The organism is Candidatus Bealeia paramacronuclearis, assembly GCF_035607555.1.
GTDB lineage: Bacteria > Pseudomonadota > Alphaproteobacteria > UBA9655 > UBA9655 > Bealeia > Bealeia paramacronuclearis.
On the sequence record NZ_JAVHWZ010000001.1, the window covers coordinates 496,086 to 521,561 of the forward strand.

At 42.9% G+C, this 25,476-nt stretch carries 25 protein-coding genes and 1 tRNA gene; 14 read left to right on the forward strand and 12 right to left on the reverse strand.

Translation table 11 applies throughout. The features are described 5' to 3' along the window. Positions 1 to 204: 204 nt before the first annotated feature. Both Bealeia2_RS02525 and Bealeia2_RS02530 read left to right on the forward strand, forming a co-directional pair. Complete coding sequence (locus Bealeia2_RS02525) at positions 205 to 1,269, forward strand: efflux RND transporter periplasmic adaptor subunit (RefSeq protein ID WP_331255566.1); 1,065 nt, start codon at positions 205 to 207, stop codon at positions 1,267 to 1,269. Next, on the forward strand, positions 1,266 to 4,427 hold the full coding sequence (locus tag Bealeia2_RS02530) for an efflux RND transporter permease subunit (RefSeq protein WP_331255567.1): 3,162 nt from the start codon (positions 1,266 to 1,268) through the stop codon (positions 4,425 to 4,427). Before Bealeia2_RS02525 ends, Bealeia2_RS02530 begins: the two co-directional genes overlap by 4 nt. On the opposite strand, the gene pssA is transcribed toward Bealeia2_RS02530, so the two are convergent. Both pssA and Bealeia2_RS02540 read right to left on the reverse strand, forming a co-directional pair. Continuing rightward, on the reverse strand, positions 4,339 to 5,175 hold the full coding sequence (gene pssA, locus Bealeia2_RS02535; protein WP_331255568.1) for a CDP-diacylglycerol--serine O-phosphatidyltransferase: 837 nt from the start codon (positions 5,173 to 5,175) through the stop codon (positions 4,339 to 4,341). The two genes, Bealeia2_RS02530 and pssA, sit on opposite strands and share 89 nt — an antisense overlap. 13 nt (positions 5,176 to 5,188) lie before the next feature. Next, entirely contained in the window at positions 5,189 to 5,848 is a 660-nt protein-coding gene (locus Bealeia2_RS02540) for a phosphatidylserine decarboxylase (protein WP_331255569.1), read from the reverse strand. A 107-nt stretch (positions 5,849 to 5,955) separates the two neighbouring features. Between Bealeia2_RS02540 and Bealeia2_RS02545 the strand changes: the two genes are divergently transcribed. Further along, a complete protein-coding gene (locus Bealeia2_RS02545; RefSeq protein ID WP_331255570.1) occupies positions 5,956 to 6,540 on the forward strand; it encodes an LOG family protein in 585 nt (194 codons plus the stop codon). Between the two features lie 26 nt (positions 6,541 to 6,566). Here the strand turns inward: Bealeia2_RS02545 and Bealeia2_RS02550 are convergent. Further along, positions 6,567 to 6,642, reverse strand: a tRNA-Phe gene (locus Bealeia2_RS02550). Between the two features lie 278 nt (positions 6,643 to 6,920). Here Bealeia2_RS02550 and Bealeia2_RS02555 point away from each other — a divergent pair. From Bealeia2_RS02555 to Bealeia2_RS02575, 5 genes are read left to right on the forward strand one after another with little or no spacing between them, the layout of a single operon-like run. Further along, the gene (locus Bealeia2_RS02555) at positions 6,921 to 7,562 is read left to right on the forward strand and encodes a YdcF family protein (RefSeq protein ID WP_331255571.1); all 642 of its coding nucleotides are present in this window, start codon (positions 6,921 to 6,923) and stop codon (positions 7,560 to 7,562) included. A 4-nt stretch (positions 7,563 to 7,566) separates the two neighbouring features. Continuing rightward, positions 7,567 to 8,814 (forward strand): septal ring lytic transglycosylase RlpA family protein, encoded by a 1,248-nt coding sequence (locus tag Bealeia2_RS02560; RefSeq protein ID WP_331255965.1) that lies wholly within the window; start codon positions 7,567 to 7,569, stop codon positions 8,812 to 8,814. A gap of 27 nt (positions 8,815 to 8,841) precedes the next feature. Further along, complete coding sequence (locus Bealeia2_RS02565; protein ID WP_331255572.1) at positions 8,842 to 9,990, forward strand: D-alanyl-D-alanine carboxypeptidase family protein; 1,149 nt, start codon at positions 8,842 to 8,844, stop codon at positions 9,988 to 9,990. Beyond that, on the forward strand, positions 9,987 to 10,628 hold the full coding sequence (tmk, locus tag Bealeia2_RS02570) for a dTMP kinase (RefSeq protein WP_331255573.1): 642 nt from the start codon (positions 9,987 to 9,989) through the stop codon (positions 10,626 to 10,628). Before Bealeia2_RS02565 ends, tmk begins: the two co-directional genes overlap by 4 nt. Next, positions 10,622 to 11,602 (forward strand): hypothetical protein, encoded by a 981-nt coding sequence (locus Bealeia2_RS02575; protein ID WP_331255574.1) that lies wholly within the window; start codon positions 10,622 to 10,624, stop codon positions 11,600 to 11,602. Before tmk ends, Bealeia2_RS02575 begins: the two co-directional genes overlap by 7 nt. 143 nt (positions 11,603 to 11,745) lie before the next feature. Here the strand turns inward: Bealeia2_RS02575 and Bealeia2_RS02580 are convergent, their stop codons facing one another. From Bealeia2_RS02580 to Bealeia2_RS02590, 3 genes are all read right to left on the reverse strand, one after another. Beyond that, positions 11,746 to 12,879 carry an ISAs1 family transposase gene (locus tag Bealeia2_RS02580; protein WP_331255183.1) on the reverse strand — a complete coding sequence of 378 codons (1,134 nt, stop codon included), beginning with the start codon at positions 12,877 to 12,879 and terminating at the stop codon, positions 11,746 to 11,748. A gap of 149 nt (positions 12,880 to 13,028) precedes the next feature. Then, the gene (locus tag Bealeia2_RS02585; RefSeq protein WP_331255575.1) at positions 13,029 to 14,156 is read right to left on the reverse strand and encodes a YncE family protein; all 1,128 of its coding nucleotides are present in this window, start codon (positions 14,154 to 14,156) and stop codon (positions 13,029 to 13,031) included. Between the two features lie 394 nt (positions 14,157 to 14,550). Continuing rightward, the gene (locus Bealeia2_RS02590) at positions 14,551 to 14,883 is read right to left on the reverse strand and encodes a TIGR02300 family protein (protein WP_331255576.1); all 333 of its coding nucleotides are present in this window, start codon (positions 14,881 to 14,883) and stop codon (positions 14,551 to 14,553) included. Positions 14,884 to 15,026: 143 nt separating this feature from the next. Between Bealeia2_RS02590 and Bealeia2_RS02595 the strand changes: the two genes are divergently transcribed. Continuing rightward, the gene (locus tag Bealeia2_RS02595; RefSeq protein ID WP_331255577.1) at positions 15,027 to 15,752 is read left to right on the forward strand and encodes a TVP38/TMEM64 family protein; all 726 of its coding nucleotides are present in this window, start codon (positions 15,027 to 15,029) and stop codon (positions 15,750 to 15,752) included. A 108-nt stretch (positions 15,753 to 15,860) separates the two neighbouring features. Beyond that, positions 15,861 to 16,247 carry a hypothetical protein gene (locus tag Bealeia2_RS02600; protein ID WP_331255578.1) on the forward strand — a complete coding sequence of 129 codons (387 nt, stop codon included), beginning with the start codon at positions 15,861 to 15,863 and terminating at the stop codon, positions 16,245 to 16,247. Between the two features lie 43 nt (positions 16,248 to 16,290). On the opposite strand, the gene prmC is transcribed toward Bealeia2_RS02600, so the two are convergent. From prmC to Bealeia2_RS02620, 4 genes are read right to left on the reverse strand one after another with little or no spacing between them, the layout of a single operon-like run. After that, positions 16,291 to 17,142 carry a peptide chain release factor N(5)-glutamine methyltransferase gene (gene prmC, locus Bealeia2_RS02605; protein ID WP_331255579.1) on the reverse strand — a complete coding sequence of 284 codons (852 nt, stop codon included), beginning with the start codon at positions 17,140 to 17,142 and terminating at the stop codon, positions 16,291 to 16,293. After that, positions 17,126 to 18,211 (reverse strand): peptide chain release factor 1, encoded by a 1,086-nt coding sequence (gene prfA, locus Bealeia2_RS02610; protein WP_331255580.1) that lies wholly within the window; start codon positions 18,209 to 18,211, stop codon positions 17,126 to 17,128. Before prfA ends, prmC begins: the two co-directional genes overlap by 17 nt. 46 nt (positions 18,212 to 18,257) lie before the next feature. After that, complete coding sequence (hisS, locus tag Bealeia2_RS02615) at positions 18,258 to 19,496, reverse strand: histidine--tRNA ligase (protein ID WP_331255581.1); 1,239 nt, start codon at positions 19,494 to 19,496, stop codon at positions 18,258 to 18,260. Between the two features lie 38 nt (positions 19,497 to 19,534). Next, on the reverse strand, positions 19,535 to 20,551 hold the full coding sequence (locus tag Bealeia2_RS02620) for a helix-turn-helix domain-containing protein (RefSeq protein ID WP_331255582.1): 1,017 nt from the start codon (positions 20,549 to 20,551) through the stop codon (positions 19,535 to 19,537). Between the two features lie 262 nt (positions 20,552 to 20,813). Here Bealeia2_RS02620 and lgt point away from each other — a divergent pair, with 262 nt between their 5' ends. The 3 genes from lgt to pgeF are packed head-to-tail and all read left to right on the forward strand — an operon-like array spanning position 20,814 to position 23,496. After that, positions 20,814 to 21,602: a prolipoprotein diacylglyceryl transferase gene (lgt, locus tag Bealeia2_RS02625; RefSeq protein WP_331255583.1), complete on the forward strand. Its 789-nt coding sequence runs from the start codon at positions 20,814 to 20,816 to the stop codon at positions 21,600 to 21,602. Then, positions 21,589 to 22,752 (forward strand): class I SAM-dependent methyltransferase, encoded by a 1,164-nt coding sequence (locus tag Bealeia2_RS02630; protein WP_331255584.1) that lies wholly within the window; start codon positions 21,589 to 21,591, stop codon positions 22,750 to 22,752. Before lgt ends, Bealeia2_RS02630 begins: the two co-directional genes overlap by 14 nt. Next, entirely contained in the window at positions 22,753 to 23,496 is a 744-nt protein-coding gene (gene pgeF, locus Bealeia2_RS02635) for a peptidoglycan editing factor PgeF (protein ID WP_331255585.1), read from the forward strand. 121 nt (positions 23,497 to 23,617) lie between these two features. On the opposite strand, the gene Bealeia2_RS02640 is transcribed toward pgeF, so the two are convergent. Both Bealeia2_RS02640 and Bealeia2_RS02645 read right to left on the reverse strand, forming a co-directional pair. Beyond that, entirely contained in the window at positions 23,618 to 23,836 is a 219-nt protein-coding gene (locus tag Bealeia2_RS02640; protein ID WP_331255586.1) for a hypothetical protein, read from the reverse strand. 75 nt (positions 23,837 to 23,911) lie between these two features. Then, entirely contained in the window at positions 23,912 to 24,115 is a 204-nt protein-coding gene (locus Bealeia2_RS02645; RefSeq protein WP_331255587.1) for a hypothetical protein, read from the reverse strand. Positions 24,116 to 24,327: 212 nt separating this feature from the next. Here Bealeia2_RS02645 and mnmA point away from each other — a divergent pair, with 212 nt between their 5' ends. Continuing rightward, positions 24,328 to 25,434 (forward strand): tRNA 2-thiouridine(34) synthase MnmA, encoded by a 1,107-nt coding sequence (gene mnmA, locus Bealeia2_RS02650; protein ID WP_331255588.1) that lies wholly within the window; start codon positions 24,328 to 24,330, stop codon positions 25,432 to 25,434. The last annotated feature ends 42 nt before the right edge of the window (positions 25,435 to 25,476 follow it).

Below are 25,476 nucleotides of genomic sequence, written 5' to 3' on the forward strand. Positions count from 1 at the left end.
CCAAACTCGCGTCACAGACAACTTCGAACGACTTAACACCCAATTTTCATTTTGATTGAGTGTAGATCTCATAAAGCTTGAGATAGGAGGCCAAGTGACTTTTTCATCACAATACACATAGAAACCTTTATTAAAAAAACAAAAAAAATCGATTTTTTCAAAAATCGATTGTTAAGCTTTATTCCTTAAAGCAAGGAATATCTCATGCAACGATCAAAGCTTATCAGTATTATCATTCTCATTTTTGTAGCCCTTTGGTTTGCCGGAGGATACATTCGCAAAAGTTTCTCCACCCATGAGGATGCTAGTCAAAGTGCAGCACCTCTTGCCCGCGTCAAGGTCACGACATCGCACGCCAAACTACATCCTGTTTGTTTGACATTAAGGGGTGTGACAAAGGCCGATGTGAAAGTCACATTACGCGCTGAAACAGATGGGCCCGTCATGGAAATTTTGGCAAACAAAGGAAGCACGGTTAAAAAAGGAGATTCCATTTTAAAACTTTCTCCAAAGGACCGCCTTGCAAAATTGGAGGAAGCCAAAGCAACTGTCACATCTAAAGAGATCGAGTATCATGCGGCCCAAAAACTTTTTGAAAAAGACTTTACTCCCAAAACAGCACTTGCGAAGGCAAAATCTAATTTTCAAGTTGCAAAAGCCCATTTAAAGGAAATTGAAATCGATTTAAAAAATACGGATATCAAAGCTCCTTTTTCAGGGATTATTGATAGTCAATCAGTGGAGCTTGGACAATTTGTAAAATTAGGTGATGAGCTTGTGACCTTAGTGGATTTAGATCCGATTAAATCTGTAATTCCTGTGTCTGAAGAAAAAATAAATTTGCTCAAGCTGGGCGAAAAAACAAAAATCAAATCCATTAATGGATCGTCTTTTGAAGGTGAGGTCACCTATATTAGCCGAGTAGCCGATCCTGCAACACGGACTTATCAAATTGAGTTGTCCGCTCAAAACCCTCACCATGCTATTCCCGATGGGATGACGATTGAAGCCCTTATCCCCCTTGGAAAAGCCAAAGCCCATTTTATCACGCCTTCAATTCTCTCTTTGGATGAATCGGGCAAAATTGGGATCAAGATTGCAGATGAGAAAAAAATGGCTCATTTTGTTCCTGTGGAAATTGTAGACACAGATACCAATGGTGTTTGGGTCATGGGACTGCCGGATACAAGTCAGATTATTGTCACAGGACAAGCGTTTATTAAAGACGGTGAACTGCTTGAACTTGTAGAAGGCGTTGACTCAAAATGAATCAGATGCTGGAAGCCACCCTCGGACGTAGTCGGACGTTACTTGCCCTGTTCTTCATGATCCTTTTTGCAGGACTCTGGAGCTATATCACAATCTCACGAGAATCTGCACCGGATGTCAAAATTCCGCTGATCTTTGTGACAATAAGCCAAGAGGGCATTTCACCAGAGGATTCTCAACGCCTTCTATTAAGGCCCCTTGAACAGCAAATCCGAACCATTGAAGGTATTAAAGAAATTCGAGGGAATGCCTATGAAAATGGAGGAATGCTTATCGTTGAGTTTCGGGCCGGGCACAATGTGGACAAAGCGCGAAATGACGTTCGAGAAAAGGTGGACTTGGCCAAATCCAAACTCCCCACAGAAGCTAAAGAACCTATTGTTAATGAACTTAGCTTTAGTCAGTTCCCCGTCCTTGTTATTAAGCTCTCAGGAGATGTGCCCCCCCGAAAGCTCTATCAAATCTCAAAAGATTTGAAGGAAGAGATTGAAGCTCGTGTCTCCAGCGTTCTTTCGGCGACTGTTGTGGGTGATCGTGAGGATGTCGTTGAGATTCTTGTCGATCCTGCAAAACTTGAGACCTATAATATTACACTTGATGCGGTTATGGCCCTTTTTAATCGCAACAACCTTGTGGTTTCTGCAGGCACGCTCGATACAGACAAAGGAAAGTTTTCCGTTCGCGTTCCTGGCCTTATTGAAAGTGTCGAAGATATGAAGTCCGTTCCCATTACGGTCAATGGCGATGCGGTCGTAACTTTAGCAGACGTGGCAAGTTTAAGAAAAACCTATAAAGACGCCTCTACTTTTGCGCGAGATCGTGGGAAATCTGCCGTTGCCATCGAGGTGAGTAAACGTACGGGTGAAAACATTATTGAGACTGTTGCGGCCGTCAAAGCGGTGGTTTCAGAAATGCAACAAAAGTGGCCAGAGCAACTCCAAATTGCCTATGCCCAAGATCAATCTGATCAGATCGTGGACATGCTCCGAGATCTTCAAAATAATCTCATTTTTGCAGTCATTCTTGTCATGGCGGTTATTGTCATTGCTTTGGGGTGGAGATCTGCAGTTTTGGTGGGACTTTCCGTGCCGGGTGCGTTTTTGGCGGGCGTTCTTGTTCTTGATCTTTTGGGAATGACACTCAATATCGTCGTTTTATTTAGCCTGATTCTTTCGGTCGGAATGCTTGTGGATGGCGCCATTATTGTTGTGGAATATGCCGACCGAAAAATGATGGAAGATGTGCCCCGCAAAGAGGCCTTCATTCAAGCCGCACAACGTATGGCGTGGCCTGTAATTGTCTCTATCGCAACCATTCTTGTTGTGTTCTTACCCCTTCTTTTCTGGCCTGGGGTTGTGGGACAATTTATGAAATATCTGCCCATCACACTTTTAGCAGTTTTGACTGCCTCAATTCTTATGGCCCTTCTTTTTGTCCCGGCTTTAGGATTTTATTTAGGCGGAATTTCTAAAGAGCATGCCCAACACTACAAAGAGATGATTGTCACAACAGAAGAAGGCGATCTCACCCAATTAAAGGGATTTACAGGATGGTATTTCCAAATCTTGGAAAAATCTCTCAATCATTCAAAAGCTGTTCTTGCGGGCTCATTTGGCCTTTTGGTGGGTGTCATTATTCTCTATTCGTTCTTAGGCGTAGGCGTTGAATTTTTCCCCAATGTGGAGCCAGAACAAGCCGCCATTCATGTTCATGCCCGCGGTAATCTTTCTATGAAAGAACAAGACGGCCTCGTCAAATCTGTGGAAGACCGTATTCTTGATATGAAAGAACTCAAATCTATTTATACGCGCGTGGGAAAGCCAGACATGAGCAAGGGAGGAAGCACTGGTCAAGGGGGGGATGAAGCCGAAGATACCATTGGGGTAATTACGCTTGAGTTTTCAGACTGGCAAACGCGCCGAAAAGTAGAAGATATTCTGGCTGATATTTTGAAAAAAACAAAAGATATCCCTGGAATTTATGTCGAACCTCGTGCTGACAAACCCGGGCCTAGCCATGGCAAACCCATCGAACTGAATGTCTTTTCTTCAATTTCTGGGGAAATTCCAAAAGCCGTTGAGAAAATTCGAGCTCATATGGATCAAATGAAGGGACTCCGTGATATTGAAGATACGCGCCCCATTCCAGGAATTCGTTGGGACATGAATATTGATCGTGCGCAAGCCGCAAAATTTGACGCCACTGTCGAATTGGTAGGCGCTGGAATCCGTTTGGTCACCAATGGTTACAAAGTGAGTACGTATCGCCCTGACGATGCCATTGATGAAGTTGACATTGTTCTGCGTTATCCAGAAGCTTATCGCACTATTGAGCAACTTGATAAAGTGCGCGTCCGGACACAATTGGGTCTTATTCCCATTTCGAATTTTGTGACACGCACAGCCGTTCCTAAAGTTGGATTTATTCAGCGCAGCAATGGAAAAGAAGTCGACAATATCAAGGCTGATGTGGCGCTTGGGGTTTTGCCCAATGATAAAGTGAATGAAATCAAAACCTGGCTCAAGACTGCCGATTTAGGGGAGCATATCCGCGTTGAATTTAAGGGTGAAGATGAAGATCAAAAAGAGACAGGAGATTTCTTAATCAAAGCGTTTCTTTTGGCGATTGCTATGATTGTGATCATTCTTGTTACCCAATTTAATAGCTTCTTCCACGCGTGCCTTGTGATGTCTGCGGTCATTATGTCAACAGCGGGTGTTTTGATGGGACTGATTATTATGCAAGAGCCCTTTGGAATTGTGATGGGCGGAATTGGGATTATTGCGCTTGCCGGAATTATCGTGAGTAATAATGTGATTTTGATCGATACATACCAGCATCTTGAAAAGCAATTTACCGATATGAAAGTGGTGGTTTTGCGGACGGGCGTTCAACGTTTGCGCCCTGTGATCCTCACAAAACTGACGGTGATTTTGGGACTTCTCCCCATTATGTTTGCAATGAATATTGACTTTGTGAAGGCCGAAATCACAATTGGGGCGCCTGCCACGCAATGGTGGATTCAGCTTTCAACCGCTATTGTTTTTGGTGTGCTCTTCGCATCTCCGCTTACTTTGATCGTAACACCCTGCGCTTTATGGGCGCATGCTCAATGGCAGGAGAAGCGGGTAAAGAAGAAGCAAGCTCGTTCCGCTTAAGCGCTTTTTTGTAACTGATATAACTAAAGGGAATGCTGGCTAAATAAAGGAAGCCACCTGCCCCTAATGTTAACCAAGGTACGCTAATAAGCGAGGCCATAAGGACGGCCACAACAATCAAAATAAAGCGTGCAGATTTGGGATGCGCACGAATATTTTTGGGCACAAAGGTGGGGATCCGGCTGGCCATGAGTGCTGCGCTCATGAGCATAAATAAGGACATCACAAAAGGGTTTAACGAAAATTGAGTCCATCCTTGATGGTGAAGCCCAAATAAAAGCATAAGAGGTGTCATGGCAAGAATTGCCCCGGCGGGCGCAGGAACACCTACGGAATAATTCACCATCCATTCTGGTTTTTTCTGAGCCGCAGATCCTGCATGGGTATTAAAACGTGCAAGTCTTAAAGCTTGGCACGTCACAAAGAAAAGACACATGGCCCAGCCAAAGTTTCCCCACAATTGAAGAGAATAAAGATAAATCAAAATAGACGGCGCCACGCCAAAACTCACGAAATCCGCCAAAGAATCCAATTGAACGCCAAAATCACTATCCGCTTGAAGAAGGCGCGCAATACGTCCATCCATTCCGTCCAAAATGCCTGCAATAATGATGAGAGCTACAGCCTTCTCCCAGTCCCCTTGATAGGCAAAGCGAATGGCACTGAGCCCTGCGCACAAGGCTGTAACGGTGATCACATTGGGAATGACTTTAATGAGAGGAGATGGAGGAATACGTTTGCGAGCCATAAAATGTGTTCCTTTAAAGTCGTGCGATGACGGTTTCGCCACCAATCATATATTGACCGACAAGCACTTGTGAATCAACGCCCTTGGGCAGATAAATGTCCGTACGGCTCCCAAAGCGAATAATACCATAGCGATCCCCGGCCTTGACATCATCCCCATCTTTGGCCTCGCACAAAATACGCCGTGCGATGAGCCCTGCAATTTGAACGACGAGAATTTCTTGTCCTCCCTCAGTTTTAATTACAAGGGAATTACGTTCGTTAAATTCAGAAGCCTTGTCCAAGGAGGCATTAAAGAACTTTCCTGGATAATAATGAGCCTTGATAATTTTTCCAGAAACAGGAATGCGATTGACGTGCACATCAAAGACGTTCAAGAAAATACTGACACGCGTCAGTTCCCCTTCTTGCCAACGGAGTTCTTGGGGGGGCACCGCCTTTGTGATCATCGAAACATAACCATCGGCGGGACTCACCACAACTTGAGAATCTTGAGGGGTGACACGTTCAGGATCGCGAAAGAAATAAATACACCAAAGTGTTAAACCCACCCCCACAATGCCTAAAAAAGACGACATCAGGGAGAGTAAAAACGTGCCCACCGCAAAAATTGCGACAAAGGGCCAACCGGCTTTATGAATAGGTGCTAAAAATTGCCACATTGTGAAAACCATCCTTTTTGTATGTTGAAATAATTTTATATCAGGTCTTTAAACTGTTTTCTATGGTTTGAGAATCGTGTAAAGAGAATGTCATGAGAAATTAATAAAATAGGGAAGCTATGGACCATCCCTCAGCCATTTGTGTTTACAGTAGTTCTAAGGACGAAGTTGCCAGCGTTTACAAAGATTCTGCCATTGAATTGGGTAAACTTTTAGCCGACAAAAATATCTCCCTTGTTTATGGGGGTGGAGATAAAGGTCTTATGGGTCTTATTGCGCATAGTTGCATGGATGCAGGTGGCAAAGTTATTGGATTTATGCCTACTCATTTGCAAGGAATTGAAAAGCCAGATCTCGATATCACAGAATTTTATTTTGTGGAGTCCATGCATGAGCGTAAACAAAAAATGTTTGAGAGGGCTGATGCGTTTTTTATTCTGCCTGGAGGATTTGGAACGCTTGATGAAGTTTTCGAAATGATTACCTGGCGGCAAATTGGACTTCATGAAAAACCCATCATCTTCATCAACATTAACCACTATTGGGATCCTGTGAAGCTTTTGGCGGATAATATCATCTCGCAAAAATTTGCATCTGAAACGCACAGAACTTATTTCTTCTTTGCGAATTCTGTCGGGGAGGCTTTTGGGATTTTGAAAGGTCTTCCAAAGCCTTCTCACGCCGCCTGTGCGGAATGGATGTAGGCTTTTAGAGTTCATCTTCAGGAAAGTGGTGGCCAGAGGCGGAATCGAACCGCCGACACGAGGATTTTCAGTCCTCTGCTCTACCGACTGAGCTATCTGGCCCTGTGATGGATAAGACTGTCTATAGAGAAATTTTTCGTCCTTGTCCATATCCTCTATTGACCAAAGTCGAACTTTTTTTATGATGAGGCTATCCCGTATCTTTTTTGAGGCCTTTTATGGAATCGTTCACACGTTCAATCGGTTGGCTTTTTATTAATATTGATACACTTCTTTTGAGCTTCATTGTGTTCGGATTTATTTTATTGCTTTGCAAAACCAAAAGATGGGGTAAGCGTTTTTTTCTCACAGGGCTTTTGGGGCTGTTTTTTTGCGCAATTATGCCTTTAGGTATTTGGATGTTGGTGGAGCTTGAGAATCGTTTTCCGCAACCTCAAACGTTACCCGCCAATACCGTAGGCATTATCGTTTTAGGTGGAAGTTTTGATTTCATGACCATGGAAGGACGTCAAATGCCTGCTTATAATTTGGCGGGAGGTCGGTTTTTGGAATTCATCGCTTTTACTAAAAAGTATCCTCACCTCAAACGTGTTTTTTCAGGGGGTGGGAGAGATCTCCCCACAATTCATGGGCAAAAAATGGGGGAGGCGGATATTGCAAAAATGATTTTCTCGGACCTTGGATACGATACGCAAGGCATGATTTTTGAGGGTACGTCTCGAACAACTCTTGAGAACGCGACCAAAACAAAAGAAATTGTTCAGCCCAAGCCTGGGGAAAAATGGGTCCTCATGACCTCAGCCTTTCATCTGCCACGTGCTGTGGGACTTTTCCGAAAAGCGGGTTTTGACGTGCTCCCTTATCCCGTGGATTATCATACGTCGGGCCAATATGATCCCTTGTTCTTTTTAGGCTTAAGAGATGGACTTCTTTCACTTCATTATGCTACGAGAGAATGGCTATCGTTGATCCAGAATTATCTGTATGGACGAAGCGATGAAATCTTTCCTGGGATAAATTAAAGTGATGTTGGAAGTGGTGAATAAAAAAAAATGTAATCTTGATAGGATTCTTAGCGATAAACTAAGGTGTTCCGCGTATCAGGATCGTTTGTCGTTCCACTTTTTCCGTGAGAATCTTCTTAAAAAAAACCTCAAGGATCCTGGAGTGGCTTTGGGGCTCAAAGTTCACGATAACATGTTAAGATATTTCGCCCTTGCTCTTTTGGGGCTCATTTTGGCAGGTTGTGCCACAGGCCCTCAAGAACCAGAAATTCGCCTTCCCGATGGCAGCGTGACCAAAGCCCCAAAACGGGCCACCAGTAAGCCCTATCAAATTAAAGGGGTGTGGTATTATCCTCAAGAACACTATGAATATGAAGAACATGGTGTGGCTTCTTATTATGGGGGTGGGGATGTTTTCCATGGACGTCCCACAGCAACAGGTGAACGATTTGACATGAATGGTGTGACTGCTGCGCACAAAACACTTCCTCTGCCGTGCATTGCTGAAGTTACCAATTTGGAGAATGGCCGAAAGATCGTCGTCAAAGTTAATGATCGTGGACCTTTCGTTAATGATCGCATTATTGATGTTTCAAGACGGGTTGCCCAACTTTTGGGATTTGAGAATCAAGGCACCGCCAAAGTGAGAGTCAAAACTTTAGTTGAGGATAGTATGTCCCTCAATTCTCTTGAGGCCTCAAAAGTAGTCCTTGATGAAACTGTTGTGGAAACGCCCATTGCGGCCCCCACCAATAAAATTGCCGTGGGAACTCTGGCTCCGCTTGGTGCTGTTGCGGTTTCAACGAAAGCTCTTGCCGACACTCCCAAAAAAGCAATTGCAACGGCCCCCAAACCGAAAAAGGAATTCATTGCAGACGCAGATGTCCTTCCTGATATTTTGCCAGATGATTTTTTTAAATCCGTAGAACCCAATGCGGTGGCGTTGATGGAAACCAAACCTCTTATTCCTAAAGAACTCCCTCCACCACCACCTTCTCTAAAAGCGGTTGCAAAACCCGCGCCTGAGCCAAAACCTGGTGGTGGTCGTGGGATTTATGTGGATGTGGGGGAATATCCTCAAAATGAGGCCAATCAAGTGGCAAAAAAACTTCAGACCCTGGCCAAGGGACTTTATACGGATTTGACACAATCTGGACAAAATATGGTGGTGCGTTTAGGCCCTCTTCAAAGCGCTAAAGATGCCGATCTTCTGCTGGATCATTTAGTTGAAGCCGGCTATCATAAGGCCAAAATGATTTTTCGAAATTAGCAACAGTTAACTCAAGGAAAAGGACGTATGACAAAGCGACTGTCTTCTCTTATTGCATTTATTTTGTGTGTTTTTGTATTCGATCTTCGTGCTATTGAGACAGAAGCTAAACAAGTTGTTCTTTATGATTTTAACACCGGTGAGATTTTGTTCGAGAAAAATGGGGATGAGATTATGGTTCCCTCTTCCATGACCAAAATCATGACCGCTCACTTGGTGTTTGAACGCTTGCGTGATGGTCATTTAAAGCTCGCTGATGTTTTGCTTATTAGCGAGAAATCTTGGCGCATCCAAGGCTCAAAAATGTTCGTGGCGCTCAATTCCGATGTGTTTGTTGAAGATTTGCTTCAAGGCGTGATTGTTCAATCTGGAAACGATGCGTGTGTGGCCCTTGCCGAAGGTCTTTCTGGCAGTGAAGAAAGCTTTGCTGAGGAAATGACAAAAAAAGCCAAAGCTATGGGTGCCCAAAATACGGTCTTTTTAAATGCTTCAGGCTGGCCGGATGACGGACATTATACAACTGCAAAAGATCTGGCTTTGATGGCGTCTCATACCATACGCGATTTTCCAGATGAATATAAAAAATATTACAGCCAAATTGATTACACGTATAACGGCATCAAACAAGGCAACCGCAACCCACTCCTTTACAAAAATCTGGGTGCAGGGATTGTGGCCGATGGCATGAAAACCGGGCATACTGATGCTGGTGGATATGGTCTTGTGGGATCAGCCATTCAAAATGGACACCGTTTGATTTTGGTCATCAATGGTTTACCTTCGGCTTCCGCGCGGGACAAAGAAGCAACTGCACTTTTAACATGGGGATTTCATGAATTTAAAAATTACAAATTCTTCCAAAAAGGTGATGTTGTAGATCAGGTTGATGTTTGGGTTGGAAATGTCCCGAGTGTTCCTATTGTAGCAGGGGGGCAAGTCGAGATGGTGCTTCCCAGAACATCTACCAATGACATGGTGGTTAAAGCTAGTTACAATTCACCTTTAGAAGCGCCTTTAAAGGCAGGTGATGTGGTCGGAAAAATTGAAATTACTGTTCCTGGAAAGTCTCCCAAAGAGATTCCACTTTTGGCGGGACAAGATGTCGAAAAAGCAAGCTTTTTTAATCGTATTGGAATGTCAATTAATTACCTTCTTTGGGGAAAGCGCGGTTCATGAAACGCGCACCCTTTATTACCTTTGAAGGGGGGGAAGGCACCGGAAAGTCAACTCAAATCCGAAGGCTTCAAGAAGCGCTTTTGATTCAACAAATCCAAGTTGAGACTTTCCGTGAGCCTGGTGGCACCACAGGCGCTGAAGCCATTCGCAAGCTTTTGGTCGAAGGTGATCCTGATCGTTGGGACGGTATGACGGAAGCGCTTTTGATGTATGCCGCAAGACGGGATCTTACCCAAAAGCGTATTATTCCCACACTTGCCAAAGGCATTTGGGGACTTTGTGATCGGTTTTTTGACTCTACCATGGCTTATCAAGGATTTGGCCATGAATTGGGATATGAGACCGTCCGTGAACTCAATCATGCAGTCATGGGGGACTTTGTCCCCGACCTTACTTTCGTTTTTAATTTAGGAAGTGGTATTGGACTTCAACGTGCAGCCAATCGTGGGGGCATAGAAGATCGTTTTGAGCGTAAAGGCCTCACTTTTCATGAGCGGGTTGACGAAGGCTATGCTGAAATTGTCAAGCGCAATCCTGAGAGATGTGTTGTTATTGATGCTTTTCAAGATATTCATCAGGTTTTTTATGATATTGCTCAGGTTATTGAAAAACGGTTCGGGGTCAAAATTCCATGCTGATTCCAGATCATCTTCCCCCCATAATAGGGCATGAGGGTCCGCAAGAACTTATCTATAAGGCTTTTGAGTCCTCCCGTTTCCCCCATGCTTGGATTTTAAGAGGGGTCAAAGGGATTGGGAAATTTAATTTTGCACTTCATCTTTCTTATGCACTTTTTAAAAATAAAATCACTCTTCCTTTTCAGATTGATGTTGAGGATCCTCTTTTCAAACGCATGAAATCGGGGGGGCACGGGGATCTTATTATTCTTGCACTCACCCAAGATGAAAAAGGAAAAGTGGCCCGTGAAATTTCGGCGCAACAAGTGCGCAGCATTACGAGCAAACTCACACAGACGGCATTTGAGGGCGGGTGGCGCATTGTGATTGTGGATGGTGTTGAGAATTTAAATCGTCACGGCGCCAACGCTCTTTTAAAAACCCTCGAGGAGCCGCCGCATCAAACCCTTTTCCTTTTGGTGACCTCCTCTTTAGGACGACTTTTGCCCACAATTCGATCTCGATGTCAGATTTTGAATTTTGCGCAATTACTTGATTCTGAAATGAAATCTGTCCTTTTGAGTTTGAATCCCAACTTAAAAAGTCAGGATTTAGAAATACTCCTCCCCTTAGCCCAAGGTAGTCCCGGACGCATTCAGCATTTACTGGCCTTAGGTGGGCTCGACTTTTGCCAAAATATGGTCAAGGCCTTTGCACATCTGAAAGCGGGATCCTTAAAAGAGGTACTTGCCTTTGCCTATACCCACGGTGACGATCCTGAAATTTATGAAATCATCGAAGATTATATCCGCGCCGATTTAGTAGAAGGTCTTCTTGAAAAAGCACAAAACGATCTCTCTTCAGAGGCTACTCAAACCCATCTCAAACTTTGGGATGAAGTGACTCAGCTGTTTCAAGAGTCCCGCAAGGCCGACCTTGATCGTAAAGCCACCCTTTCGACAGTGCTTTCGACACTGTCTTTAAAAACTTCATAAGAGAAAACATGAAAACTCATTGAGATCAGTGAGAGATCCAGAAAATTTTAGACATTGTGAGCTGTCTTTTTTTGTATGCAATTTGCTCGTTTGAGAAATTTTGTCACGGGAACCTGCTGGTGCCCTAGGACTCCAGGGCCACCTCATGAAAATTTTTGAGTGAGGATATTGGAAAGGATGTTGTCATCCCAACCGGCCATTTTTCTAAGCCTTTTAATAGACTGACGCTTCATTTTATCTTTGGTAAGCTGTAAAAGATTTAAAGCCATATGTCGAATAATAGCCATAACTTGAGGGGCGTTTTCTTTCCTGATGCGAGATTGATCTTCTCCAAAAGACATGTCTAAAACCCAATGAAGATTATTTTCTATCTCCCAATGACTTCGAATAGCCCCCAGGACCTTCTGAGGAGTTTCTTGGAGAGAAGAGATATAATATCGTGTTTCGTAAGTGGTTTTATCTTTGGTTTCTCGTTTAGAATCAATACGAATGATACTATGAATTGAGCTCCAATGAGGATGCCGCTCTCGCAGCCAGGCCACATCATGTGTGACCCAACATTGCCTTGTCTCAAGGCGGCCATGACCTTTATCGTAATCCTTAAAAGAGCTGATATTGTTAATTGTTTTCAATTCGCTATCACTCAAGCAGGTTGTTACATCTTCGCAAAGAGTTCCCTGATTTCCTTTTAAAGAAAAAATATAGTTTCCCTCTTTCTGAATGATTTGATCGGCAATGTCATATTGACATCCCATTGCATCAATGGTGACTGTTGTTCCTCTCAGGTCTAACCATTCCAAAAGCTTAGGAATCGCTGTGATTTCATTGCTTTTTTCTGAGACTTTTTCCTGCGCTAACACCAATCTGGCTTCTGACGCATAAGCGCTAACCATATGTAACATATCAGTTCCCTCATCAAAGCTATGCCGTGATGATTTTCCATCGATAGCAATAACTTTCTTTTGCATTTGAGATTTAAGACTTTCGACCCAACTTCGAAACAGCTCTTGAAATTCCTTGGGATCTATTGCTCTAAAAAATCGACGATAGGTATCATCGCTGGGAATTCCGTTCTTGTAAGGTAAGAATTGACGAAGGTAGTCAATCTTTGCCTTTCCAAAGTCTTCAACATCCTGCCATCCTTCTGCTCCAGATATTACAGCGCACAGAGTGACAAGGCGTATTTCTGACATTGTGTAGTCTCGATTACGCTCAGACCTTGGATCTTCTATATCTTTAAAATGATCTAAAAAACTAATTTCAACTTCTATTCCCATTTCTACCTCCTGTTTTTTTCAGGTAGGCTCTCATTTTTTCTATCTCTTAGCTATTTTTTTCATGAGGTGGCCCTGAGATTTTCCTGCCCCAGAAAGTCCAGTTATCCAAAACACTTTATTTGATGTCATGATTAATCCTTAAAAAATATTTAAAAAACAGGAACAGCTGAGAAAGGGGCATTTAATTCACTTATTTCAAAAACAATTTCCCACTGGTTGGGTTCCACTAAAATCACACGGTCGTTACCAGTATCTGAAATTAGCCAGTAGCCTTTAAAATTGCCATGGTCAATCTCAAGAGCTGAGCCAGGAGATCTAAGCTCCCCCATAGGTGTCGATCTTAAAATTTTATTTTCTCTAAAATCAACTTCTAAAACTTCATTATTATGTTCATTGGCGACTAAAAACGTATCTCTAGGTGTTAAAGTGACATCGTTAGGATAATTAAATCCATTAATTATATTAGAAATTTCATGGTTTTTTATGCCCCAGACAATAATTCTATATTGATCCCCCTCTGCGAGTACTAATTTATCACCATAAACACATCCGCCACGGACATCACCAAAAAGAGGGGCTGTAATTGGGCTTAATACACCATCCTCAGGATTGAACTCATAGACCGCATAATGAGAAAAATCAGACGGGTTTTTGTTAATAATTTCTGTTTTTGCGGCAACCACAAAAACTTTTTTGTCATCTTTAAAAATTGCAGATACGCAGTAACCTTTAATATCATGCCTTACTGTATAATCTTTTCTTTCAATAACTTGCAAAGGCTCGTGACTTCCTCCTAATATTAAATATTTTTCAGTGGCTATAGCCGAATAATAAGGTTTATTGCTTCTAAATATTTTTTTTAACTTTCCATTTCCATCAAAGAAAAAAGCACTTAAGCCGAAATTTGATGCAACCAAAATATCAAAATCAACTGATTTAATCATTTTTGATTTTGAATTTGAATGGGTGTAATTAGCCGTTGTAGACTCCGAAACCCAAAGTGTTCCATCTTCATTTTTATAGATTTGAAAATTTAGTCTCGTTTTATCATGATAGTTTTCTGAAAAAAGCGTTGTAAATGAATAAGAAATTTCAGAAAGTATGTCTGCAACTTTTTGTTGATTCTGCGCATAATACGCCCACAATTCACTATCGGAAGCAATATTTACGCCATCATTTTTCAAATTTTCTTTCAATAAATTTAAGAAATATGCCGACTTTCGATCTGGAATTTGTAACGTGATTTCTTTATTTTGATTGATAGTAAAATCATACATTGAAAAAACGTAATAAAAACCTCCTAGAATTAATAATATTAAAAAAAAATTAAAAATATTTTTTTTAAAAAAACATGTTTTATATCCATTTTCAATTTGTAGGTAAATAATTAATGTAGTTCATAATCCAAAAAGTATAATGCTCCCCTCTTTCTTAAGGATTTCATCCTTTTTTGTTAAGTTTTTCTCAAGCGTTTTTCTCTCTCTTTCGTCTCACTTCTGTCTGAACTCACACAATTATAAATATTGACATGCCCCCGAAACATATACCAGTTAGGAGTAGAGCCTAAGATGAGAGATATCAGTTTGTTTGTGTGTTAGCAACGATTTGCATTCTTTGGTTTATACGCGCATAAAACCACGGAGCTTGCTCCGTGGAGGTTCACTTTGTTATTTACTCGTCGTCAGAACGAGGACGCGTGGGAACAACAGGCTCTTCACCAAAGTCGGCATCTTCTTCCAAAAGATCTTCTGCAAGGTCGGCATCATCAATCTCAACATCTACGTCGGGGATTTTAACTTCGAGCAAGATATCAAATTCCTCTACTTTGGGTTTGCTTTTTTGAGCTTCAGTCAAAGGGGGGCGACCGCGACGACGTTTTTGGGTCGCTTCAGGATCAAACTCTTGGTGACATTTTGGACAGTTAATGGGGGATTTGTTAAGGTCATAGAACTTGGCATTGCACTGTTGGCAGGTGCGTTTTGTGCCCCATTCGATTTTGCTCATGATTGAAAACTCCATTTTTAAAAAATATCTAATTCGCCTTTGCCATGCCTTGAAAAAATTGTCAAAGAGAAAAATCTAGAGAGGAATGATTTCTTATGGTAGGATGACAAAAAAGAGAAGAAACACTCATGGGGGATTGTGCCATGGATGAGAACTTTCAATCCTTTGATGATGTCATGAAAAAGGTGTTTCCCTTTCTGTTATTAGGAATTGTGTCCTGGATCATCTGGGCGAGTTTTGTGAACGAATTTATCACAGGAGGCATGATTTCTGAAGAAAAACATGCGCTTCAATATTATGCTGAGGCACACCAAACCTTATGTATTTTTCTTTATGGCGTTTTAGCGGTTTTATTTTCAGCACTCGCCTGGCCCCGCCTGTTTCTTCTGGCCCTTTTGGGAGGGTTTTTATTCGGCCCGCTCATCGGATCATTAGTCCTACTCCTTTCTGCCACGTTGGGATCTTCCCTCTTCTTTCTTTTGGGACGTGAAGCCTTAGAAGCCGGATTGAAAAGAGTTCATTTTCAAGGAATGGAAAAACTCAAAGCGCACGGGTTTTGGATTATTTTGTCATTAAGATTTCTCCCGCTTGCTCCTTTTCTCCTCACCACTCTTTTGGCCGCAACATTGAATTTGAGATTTAGGGACTATTGGATTGGGACATTTTTAGGCTCAATTCCTCAGGTGGTTTTCTTTACAATTTTAGGAAGCGCTTCGGATCACTATTTACAGGATCCGGAGCAAACGTTGGCGCTTGTTTTTAAAGAACCCACCATAACCTTCGTCTCCTTGTGTCTTTCTTTTTGTGCACTTATTCCCATAGTTTCCAAGACGTTGCGGAAACGGAATTTTTTTTCCGTAACTTCTTAATGCAACAGGTTGGAAAAAATTAATATTTTCAATTTTTAAAAAGAGAAAAATCTTCTCTATTATTGTTGAATCGAAAATATTCTTTTCAATAAAAAATAGGAGATGAAAATGAAAATTAAAAACCGCTCATTTTTCTTTTTACTTACTGCGACTACAGTGTTGTCGTGTCAAGCTTCAGCATCAATAGTTCATGTAATCAATACAACGGGAGATACGGTGCGTGTGTTTTTTAGAGGAGAACATAGTCCCAATCAACATACAGAAGTTTTACCAGCTAAAACCGCAAGCGTCTTTGCTATTGAAAAAACAACGATCAGCCATAAGCCTGTATTTCAGGCCATTGGGGCTTCTTGTTATGGAGGCGGCCCCGATTGGAAGCTCGTCAATACGCATTGCGGAACACTTCACAAGGACAAAAACTATGTTGTTCAGATTGAAGAGAGTGGGATAGGTGGGTTGAAAACCATCTGCACGGAATTGGCAACGTCCATTTAAAAGTGAGAGAAAAGAGGGTGGGAATTTCCTCTGCCCTCTTTTTTTAGGCGACCGAAAATAAGATCACGCGTTCAATGCCCTGGAGGTCTTTTTTGACGTCTAAGACATGATATCCAAGACCCTGAAAAATACATTGGACTTCGTAGCGTTGTCCCATCCCGAGCTCAAGAGCAATGAATCCCTGTTTTGAAACAATACGGAAAAGATCTTGGGCCAAGGCACGATAGCAGTCATACCCATCCTCACCGCCATAAAGGGCTCGGCAAGGATCATATTTTGAGACTTCTTCGGAAAGAGTTTCTTTGTCTCGATAAGGAATGTAGGGGGGGTTTGAAATAATAATATCAAAATATCCTGAAAGCGCTGCGGACCACGAGCCTTGAAAAAAAGATGCACGACCTTCCGTGCCTAGTTTTTTCGCATTGTGGCGCGCCATATTAATCGCCGAAAGTGAACAGTCCATCCCCACACCAAAAGCATTGGGAAGCTCTTTTAAAAGAGAAATGAGAAGGCATCCCGTGCCTGTCCCCAGATCTAAAATTTTGTAGGGGTTGGATTTGTGTTGAAGGAGCCCCAAAACCGTCTCCACCAAAATTTCAGAATCAGGACGCGGATCGAGTGTTTCATGATTGAGATCAAACTCAAGGCTCCAAAACTCCCGACACCCCCGAATGCGGGAAAGAGGTTCATGGGCGAGTCTTCTTCGCAAAGTTTCTTCAAGTTTTAAAGCCAAATCTTGCGGAAAAATTTCTTCCAGATTGAGCGTAATATAAGACGCTTCTTTTCCCAAAACATAGGCCAAAAGCCAACGCGCTTCATCAATGGGATTTTCAAACCCGGCATTATCGAGGGCGCCTGTAATTTCAAAACGAATGTCTTTAAGCGTCTTCTCCAAGGTTAGCAAGCCTCTCTGCTTGGTCTTCTGTTATGAGCGCATCGATGAGTTCATCCAAGGCACTCCCATCTAAGACACGATCAAGTTTATAAAGCGTTAAATTAATCCTATGATCTGTAACTCTCCCTTGGGGAAAGTTATAAGTCCGGATGCGTTCAGAGCGATCCCCACTTCCGACCTGATTTTTACGGGAAGCCGCCCGTTCATTGGCGAGTTTTTCTCGTTCGGCATCATAAATACGGGCGCGCAAAATTTTGAGGGCTTTTGCTTTGTTCTTGTGTTGGGATTTTTCGTCCTGCTGCTGCACCACAATACCTGTGGGAATATGGGTGATGCGAACTGCGCTATCCGTGGTGTTGACCGATTGCCCCCCAGGACCACTGGAGCGGAAAACATCAATGCGAATATCTTTTTCTTCAATCATAATATCAACTTCTTCCGCCTCGGGAAGAACGGCTATGGTTGCGGCTGATGTGTGAATGCGCCCACCAGCTTCTGTTTCAGGAACGCGTTGGACGCGGTGCACGCCGGATTCGTATTTGAGGCGCGCAAACACATTGCGCCCTATAATGGAAGCACTGGCCTCCTTAATCCCCCCAATTCCTGTATCGCTCACATCCATGATTTCAAATTTCCAACCGTGGATATCAGCATACCGTTGATACATACGGAAAAGGTCGGCACCAAAAAGGGCTGCTTCCTCCCCACCTGTCCCTGCCCGAATTTCAAGGATGGCGTTTTTCTCATCCGCCTCATCTTTGGGTAAAAGAAGAACTTTAATGTCTTGCAAAAGATGGGGCAATTTTTCAGTAGCACTTTCCAAATCAGATTGTGCCATGGCTTTGAGTTCAGGGTCATCTGCTGCGTCTTTGAGCATCTCCTCAAGATCCACTTTTTCTTGGAGGAGATTTTTATACTCCTCAATTTTCTCAACCACAGGCGTCAAGTCTGAATATTCTTTGGAGAACTTGGCGAATTCTTGTGGATCGCCAAAAGTACTTTGAGAAAGAATGTCCCTCAATTGTGCGTGGCGTGCCACCATTTGGGAGAGTTTGAGTTCAAATGACATGAGTTACGGTTCCTTGTGAGGAATTAAATTGAAAATATGCACAACTTTATCTCTTCATTTCTTTAAGATAAGTCACCAATTCCCCTTGGGGCACTGTGGATTGATCTCCAGAGTCAAGATTTTTAAATGTGATTACCCCCGATTGGGATTCGTCTTCGCCCAAAATCAAAGCCCCGAGAGCGCTAATTTTATTAGCGTATTTAAGCGCTTTTCCAATTTGCGTTTGATAAGACATGTCAACAATAAAACCTTCATGGCGAAGGAGATCAGCCAATTTCAAAGCGGATGCCATCAGGGGATCTGATCCAGCAATCATCACATAAGGACGAGGCATGAGAATATCCTCGAGCATCATTGCAATGCGATCAAGTCCGCCAGCCCATCCAACACTTGGAATTAAGGGACCACCCATCATGGGAAACAGTCCGTCATAACGGCCTCCAGCCAAAACCGTTCCTTGAGATCCGAGTTCTGTTGTCGTAAATTCAAAGGCTGTGTGGCAATAATAATCAAGGCCTCTCACCAGGTTTTCATTGCGCGTAAAGGGAACTTGAAAAGCCTCAAGCCCTTCTAAAACCCGTCCAAAAAACTCTTTGGAAAGATTGTTTAAATGCTCAGAAAATTTTGGGGCATTTTTTGTAATTTCTTTATCTTGAGGATCTTTGGAATCCAAAATGCGCAAAGGGTTTTTTTGAAGTCGAATTTGACTATCTTGCGATAACTCATTTTGAAAATCGGATAAATATTCGAGGAGTCGGGATCTGTAAGCATTTCGGCTTTCCACATCCCCAAGCGTATTAATTTCCAATTGAACGCGACTTTCGAGTCCCAGCGCGTTAAAAATGTTCCATGCCAAAAGAATAACTTCAAGATCTCCACGGGGATCTTTCACTCCCATTAATTCCACCCCCATTTGATGAAATTGTCGAAGACGTCCTTTTTGTGGGCGCTCATAACGAAACATGGAGCCCTGGTAGAAATATTTGAGGGGCAAGCTTTGTGTTAGGCCATTGGACATAACGGCACGTGCGGCCCCCGCGGTGCCTTCTGGTCTTAAAACAATATTACCCTCACCCATTCGATCATGGATTTCATACATTTCTTTGGTAACGATGTCAGAGGTATCTCCCAATGTTCGATCAAAAACGGAACGAAATTCCATTAAGGGGGTTGCCATCTCTTCAAAACCGGCGCGTTCAATCTCACCGCGCGCGACATTTAAGATGCGGGAATGCTTTCGAAATTCAGGGGGCAACAAATCATGCGTGCCACGAACGGGTTGCATGGGGATATCCTCATTTTAGTTTGTTAGTCTCTTCTGAGTTACTGGGTCTTGGGGTGTTGAGCAAGTAATTTTTCAGGAGTAAGAGAAATATTGCCCACCACTTCACCCGTATTGCCAATCGGACCCAAGTCATTATCATTGACAATCAAGCGAATTCCGCCAGCATTGCCTGTTTTGAGAATATAGCCTTCAGAATTTTTGAACTCATATTTTTCACCTGGATTGAAAGTACGATTAATCACGATCTGCCCTTGGAGATCTTTGACTTGAACCCAAGTTTTTTCCGTAAAATTCATGGTTACAGCATGTCCTTGAGGGGCGCTCGCAGGGGGCTCACTCTCAAAACTTACTTTTTTCAGAGTGGTTTCAGGGGCTGAAGGTGTTATCAATTCATTTGAAGCATCCGGAGAAGTCACAAGGGCAGTATTCGTTTCATGAGGAGGATTCGTTGCAGGATTCTCATTTTGTTGCAGAGGAGTTCCTACAAAAACTTCTGTGGAGACAGGCGCTTCAATGTCGGCCACTTTAATGACACCGTTCTCGTCCATAGAATGCGGAGCCATCGGCATACTATTTTCCGCAAGGGAAAGTTTTTTAACATCTAAGGAAGGCGTTTCAAGAGGGCTCATTCGTGTAATAGTTTCCCAACCTAAAAACATCATGAGTGCAAAGGCTAATGAAATGGAGACGACCTTGACGTGGGGGATGCCTCTTCTGGGTAATGGTTTTGGAAATACCAAAGTTTCATCATTTTGCGGGATTGAGGCTGAGGCTTTGAATTGACCCACAAGAACATCTGAATTGAGATCTAAAAAGCGAGCATAAGCACGGATAAATCCTAGTGTATAGACATCAATCGGCAAGGTTTCACATTGTGTCTCAAGGCGCACGAGAAAGGATTTGGTAATGCATAAGGCTTTGGAAACATCTTCAAGAGAAAAGCCTTTTATAATGCGGGCGTCTTTTAAAATGTCGCCCACAGTTCCGGAGTGAGCGGCCTCATCAAGAGTGAGATTGAGATTCTCTTCAAAATTGTCTTTTTGTTTCTTTGCCATCAGTCCGCCAAGAAATTACATTTAGTAATGAATTTTATTATTTATTAGTTAATTCAAAATAACAAGTTTTTTATGGGCTTGGCAATGCGCAAAAAAAAGAAAATTTATCAACTTTATTTTTCAGGAGCAAGGGCTCGAAACTGCACTTCTCCTCTTTTTTACCTTGAAGTTGAGGACTTAATCTCAAGGATTTGAAAAGCGGGTTGAATATTAGATCTCTCCCCTTTATGAATATAAAAAATAATTGTGAGCGGATTATCCTATGCCTTTTCCAAATATCGACCCCATCGCCATCCATATAGGGCCTTTTGCTGTCCATTGGTATGGTATTGCTTATGTCGTAGGGATTTTGGGGTGGTGGCGCTATAGTTTGTGGCTTTCGGATAAATATCCGAACCCCTCACGTAAAGACATTGATGACTTTATTGTTTGGGCTGTTTTTGGCGTCGTTTTGGGTGGTCGCTTGGGATATGTTCTTTTTTATAAACCTGACTATTATTTTTCTCACCCCTTAGAAATTCTTCAAACTTGGCATGGGGGGATGTCTTTTCATGGTGGTCTTTTGGGAGTTATTGTCACCATTGCCTTTTTTGCACGAAAGCGCGGGATGGGCTTTTTGGATTTTTCGGATGTGGCTTGCTGTGGCGTACCCATTGGCCTTTTCTTTGGGCGTATTGCAAATTTCTTAAATGGGGAGCTTTTTGGGAGAATCACTGATTCATCTTGGGGTGTCATTTTCCCCCATGGTGGCCCCCTGCCACGCCATCCAAGCCAACTTTACGAGGCCTTTTTTGAGGGTGCTCTTCTTTTTTTCGTCATGACCTTTTTTGCCACGAAATCACCCTTAGGGCATAGGCGTGGATTTTTAACGGGCCTCTTTTTAGCGGGCTATGCTGTAGCCAGAATCACGGCTGAATTTTTCCGAGAGCCAGATGCTTTCTTAGGATTTTTTGCAGGGGGCGTGACTATGGGGCAAATTCTCTCTCTACCCGCGCTTGCATTTGGTCTTTTCCTCATGATCCGGACACGCCAATCTCATGTCGCCCCTTGAAGAGATCCTAAAGGCAAATACACCCCTTTCCATTAAAGAGTTTATGGAGCTGGCACTCACCCATGAGGCACATGGATATTACATATTACAAAAACCCATTGGCGATGAAGGGGATTTTACCACCGCCCCTGAAGTCTCTCAAATGTTTGGAGAACTCATAGGACTTTGGGCTGTAAATATCTGGGAGCAAATGGGGCGTCCCAAAGTTTTTAAATGGGTGGAGTTGGGCCCCGGGCGAGGAACACTCCTTAAAGATGCACTTCGCATCACCTCTCAGATTTCTGAATTTCGGGACGCCTTATGGTTTTCCTGTGTAGAGGTGAATCCTTATTTTCGAGAACTGCAAGAAGGGATCCTGAAGCAATTTCAGAATGACAATAAAGGGAAACTCTTCATCCAAAATCGTCATGCTAAACTTGTTTCAGGATCTCGTAACAGGGGAATGAATAATCTCGAACCAAGCCCAGAGCTCTCCACCCTCTTTTACACCTCCTGGCAAGATTGTTTTCATGACCTTAAAAAAGACGATACACCCTTCGTCATGATTGCCAATGAATTTTTGGACACGCTTCCCATCCATCAATACGTTCACAAAGATCAGGAATGGTACGAACGACATGTAGTTTTTCAAAACAATGAATGGGGCTTTGAAGATCTAAAAAGTGAGGTGGACAAACATAATATAATACCCACACTCGAAGGAGACCCTGAAAATAAGGTTTTCGAAATCTGCCTCGAAGCGCAAGACCTTATCCAATCTCTTTCTAAAATTCTCACGACAAAAACGGGGGCAGTGCTCCTTCTCGATTATGGATACAAGGAAGGACACGGCGAGAGCCTTCAAGCCCTTCACAAAGGAAATCCTGTCTCTCCTTTGAGCCATATCGGTATGGCCGACCTCACGGCTCATGTCGATTTTGGAGCCTTGAAAAAAATTGCACCCACAGCAAACGGACCTGTGACTCAGTCCGAATTTCTTCATAATCTTGGAATTGTGGAATGGAAGGAAAAATTGCGCAGTAAATCCACACTTCCCATGAATGCCTCTTTGGAAGCACAATATCATCGCTTGACCCATCCCCTTCAAATGGGGCATTTATTTAAAGTGATGGCTCTCACAAGTCCCCAAATCCAACCTTTAGGCTTTTAAATGATCCACACAAGTCCCGAACTTTTAAAATTTCCCGATATTCAACATGGTTTTTTTGAACAAAGTGCCACAGAAATGCCCTCCTTAAATTGTGCTTTTGTGAACTCTGAATCAGCAGAACAAGTGCATGCACAACGACAATTTATGATAAAAATCATGAGGGGAGAGGAAACTCCACTTCTCACGTTAAAACAGATTCATTCGGCAACGGTTCATATTGTGGAATCAACTAGTCAAATTCTTCCCGAAGGCGACGCACTTGTGACACGCAGAAAAAATATTGCTCTAGGCGTCCTCACAGCTGATTGTGGTCCTGTGATTTTTGCAGACCCCACAAATGAAGTGATTGGTATTGCGCATGCGGGATGGAGAGGTGCTATGGCTGGCATTTTAGGAAAAACAATTAAAGCCATGGAAAGTTTGGGCGCAGAAAGGGATTCTCTTTATGCCATATTAGGCCCGACAATTCAGCAAAGTCATTATGAGGTGGGATCTGAATTTGAGGAACTTTTAGGGAGTGATGCGCATCTCTTCCTCAAGAAATCCCAAAAAGACGGACATTTTTATTTTGACCTTCCTCACTACATTGTGATGGAATTGGAAAAATTGGGCGTTGCGTCTCCTTACAATTTAGCGTTAAATACCTTTACAGGAAATTTTTTTAGCCGTCGAAAAGCGTTGCAAAAAAGTCAGCATCCTCTATTTAAAGGGTTGTGCAATTTATCGGCCATTGCAATGTCATAAAATTTATGGCAGTGTATCGCGCATTGGGCAATTTTCTGCAATCACTTGCTATTAGTTGCCTTTAGTGAATGAATTAAATATAACCAACATTAAAAAGAGGAAGAATCCATGAAGTACTTCGTCATCCCTGCTCTTCTTGTAAGCGCTCTCGCTTTGACAGCTTGTGGCAAAAAAGAAGAAAAAGCAGCTGAAACTCCAGCTCCAGCTGCTGTTGAAGCTCCTGCTGCTCCAGCTCCTGCTGCTCCAGCTCCTGCTGCTCCAGCTCCTGCTGCTCCAGCTCCTGCTGCTCCAGCTCCAGCTCCTGCTGCTCCAGCTCCTGCGGAACCTGCTCCTGCAGCAAAATAATAACGATTTCGTTGTTAGTTTGAGAAAAAGCCCCTCAAAAATTTGTGGGGCTTTTTTTATTTCATCTTGATTAATTATAAAACGGCATTCTAGTTTCTTCTTTGGGATCGCATATTTCAATTTTTTCCACAATGATCTCGTCTGGCGCATTCTCACTTTTCTTGGTCTTATAATGAAGTTCATTTTGCACATGCGCCCCTGAAATTTTCTCAGCGCTTGCTTCCAATGCATTGCCCATATAAGCCGTCACAATAACAACCAAAATTCGTTTCATAGTCTTTCTCCTTCACGTTATTTTAATTTTAAGTTTAGACCTATTTGCTTTTTTCTTGAAGTGGAAAGTCATTTTGTGGTTTCTAGGGGAGTAAATTTTATTTTCAAAATATACAACCGTCAGGCCGAATTTATTTCAGCATCTTATGAGATCCTGAAACGAGTTCAGGATGACAAAAGAATAAGACGAAAAACAACTGAGTCAGTATTGTCATGCTTTTAGACCTACCTGGAAAACCTCAAGACCACCGTATTGTTGTCGCCATGTCTGGTGGTGTGGATAGCTCAGTTGCCGCAGCCCTCATGGTTGAGGCCGGATATGATGTTATTGGAATCACGCTTCAACTTTACGACCAAGGGGCAATGGTTGCCAAAAAAGGGGCGTGTTGTGCGGGGCAAGATATTTACGACGCACGGCAGGTTTGTGATAAATTAGGTATTCCCCATTATATTTTAGATTACGAATCCCGCTTTCACGAAAGTGTGATGAATGATTTTGCCGACAGCTATTTGCGGGGAGAAACCCCAATTCCTTGCGTTCGGTGCAATCAAAACGTGAAGTTCAAGGACCTTCTTTCCACAGCGCGAGATTTGGGTGCAGAAGCGCTTGTGACAGGGCACTATGTCCAGCGCTTTCAAAAGGGGGAGAAGTCAGAGCTTCATCGTGCCGTTGATCCCATTCGAGATCAAAGCTACTTCCTCTTTGCCACCACACAAAATCAACTTGATTTTCTGAGGTTTCCTTTGGGCAGCCTGAATGCCAAAACGGAAACCCGTAAACACGCCAAGCGCTTTGGTTTGGAAATTGCTGAAAAACCCGACAGCCAAGATATTTGCTTTGTCCCCAATGGATCTTATGTGTCTGTTGTTGAAAAGCTCCGTCCGGGGAGTCTCGAAGAGGGTGAGATCCTCCATCTCGATGGTCGCGTTTTGGGCACACATACAGGCATTATTGGATATACCGTAGGACAACGCAAGGGCCTTGGAATTGGCGGAGGAGAGCCCCTTTATGTGGTGGGACTTGACCCCAAAACACATCGCGTTTATGTGGGCCCTAAAGAAGCACTCGCAAAATCTGAAGTCTACATTCAAGAACTCAATTGGCTGGGGGAGCAGACAAAAGAGACCTTTAATGCCCTCGTTAAAATTAGGTCCGCCCACAAACCCGTCCCTGCCAAAATCACACTTCTTGAAAATGGAAAAGCGCGCGTCCAGTTTGATTCCCCCGAATATGGCGTTTCTGCAGGACAGGCCTGCGTGGTCTATGATGGCAACCGCGTTCTGGGGGGAGGCTGGATTGAACGAGATGCCCTCTTTTAAATATTTGTAAAATTATTTTTGTTAACTGAATTATTGAAAATG

Excerpts from the sequence above, each read along its gene's own strand:
- Bealeia2_RS02525 (WP_331255566.1), top strand. The coding sequence starts at position 205 with ATGCAACGATCAAAGCTTATCAGTATTATCATTCTCATTTTTGTAGCC.
- Bealeia2_RS02530 (WP_331255567.1), top strand. The coding sequence starts at position 1,266 with ATGAATCAGATGCTGGAAGCCACCCTCGGACGTAGTCGGACGTTACTT.
- pssA (WP_331255568.1), bottom strand. The coding sequence starts at position 5,175 with ATGGCTCGCAAACGTATTCCTCCATCTCCTCTCATTAAAGTCATTCCC.
- Bealeia2_RS02540 (WP_331255569.1), bottom strand. The coding sequence starts at position 5,848 with ATGGTTTTCACAATGTGGCAATTTTTAGCACCTATTCATAAAGCCGGT.
- Bealeia2_RS02545 (WP_331255570.1), top strand. The coding sequence starts at position 5,956 with ATGGACCATCCCTCAGCCATTTGTGTTTACAGTAGTTCTAAGGACGAA.
- Bealeia2_RS02555 (WP_331255571.1), top strand. The coding sequence starts at position 6,921 with ATGCCTTTAGGTATTTGGATGTTGGTGGAGCTTGAGAATCGTTTTCCG.
- Bealeia2_RS02560 (WP_331255965.1), top strand. The coding sequence starts at position 7,567 with ATGTTGGAAGTGGTGAATAAAAAAAAATGTAATCTTGATAGGATTCTT.
- Bealeia2_RS02565 (WP_331255572.1), top strand. The coding sequence starts at position 8,842 with ATGACAAAGCGACTGTCTTCTCTTATTGCATTTATTTTGTGTGTTTTT.
- tmk (WP_331255573.1), top strand. The coding sequence starts at position 9,987 with ATGAAACGCGCACCCTTTATTACCTTTGAAGGGGGGGAAGGCACCGGA.
- Bealeia2_RS02575 (WP_331255574.1), top strand. The coding sequence starts at position 10,622 with ATGCTGATTCCAGATCATCTTCCCCCCATAATAGGGCATGAGGGTCCG.
- Bealeia2_RS02580 (WP_331255183.1), bottom strand. The coding sequence starts at position 12,879 with ATGGGAATAGAAGTTGAAATTAGTTTTTTAGATCATTTTAAAGATATA.
- Bealeia2_RS02585 (WP_331255575.1), bottom strand. The coding sequence starts at position 14,156 with ATGTATGATTTTACTATCAATCAAAATAAAGAAATCACGTTACAAATT.
- Bealeia2_RS02590 (WP_331255576.1), bottom strand. The coding sequence starts at position 14,883 with ATGAGCAAAATCGAATGGGGCACAAAACGCACCTGCCAACAGTGCAAT.
- Bealeia2_RS02595 (WP_331255577.1), top strand. The coding sequence starts at position 15,027 with ATGGATGAGAACTTTCAATCCTTTGATGATGTCATGAAAAAGGTGTTT.
- Bealeia2_RS02600 (WP_331255578.1), top strand. The coding sequence starts at position 15,861 with ATGAAAATTAAAAACCGCTCATTTTTCTTTTTACTTACTGCGACTACA.
- prfA (WP_331255580.1), bottom strand. The coding sequence starts at position 18,211 with ATGTCATTTGAACTCAAACTCTCCCAAATGGTGGCACGCCACGCACAA.
- hisS (WP_331255581.1), bottom strand. The coding sequence starts at position 19,496 with ATGCAACCCGTTCGTGGCACGCATGATTTGTTGCCCCCTGAATTTCGA.
- Bealeia2_RS02620 (WP_331255582.1), bottom strand. The coding sequence starts at position 20,551 with ATGGCAAAGAAACAAAAAGACAATTTTGAAGAGAATCTCAATCTCACT.
- lgt (WP_331255583.1), top strand. The coding sequence starts at position 20,814 with ATGCCTTTTCCAAATATCGACCCCATCGCCATCCATATAGGGCCTTTT.
- Bealeia2_RS02630 (WP_331255584.1), top strand. The coding sequence starts at position 21,589 with ATGTCGCCCCTTGAAGAGATCCTAAAGGCAAATACACCCCTTTCCATT.
- pgeF (WP_331255585.1), top strand. The coding sequence starts at position 22,753 with ATGATCCACACAAGTCCCGAACTTTTAAAATTTCCCGATATTCAACAT.
- Bealeia2_RS02645 (WP_331255587.1), bottom strand. The coding sequence starts at position 24,115 with ATGAAACGAATTTTGGTTGTTATTGTGACGGCTTATATGGGCAATGCA.
- mnmA (WP_331255588.1), top strand. The coding sequence starts at position 24,328 with ATGCTTTTAGACCTACCTGGAAAACCTCAAGACCACCGTATTGTTGTC.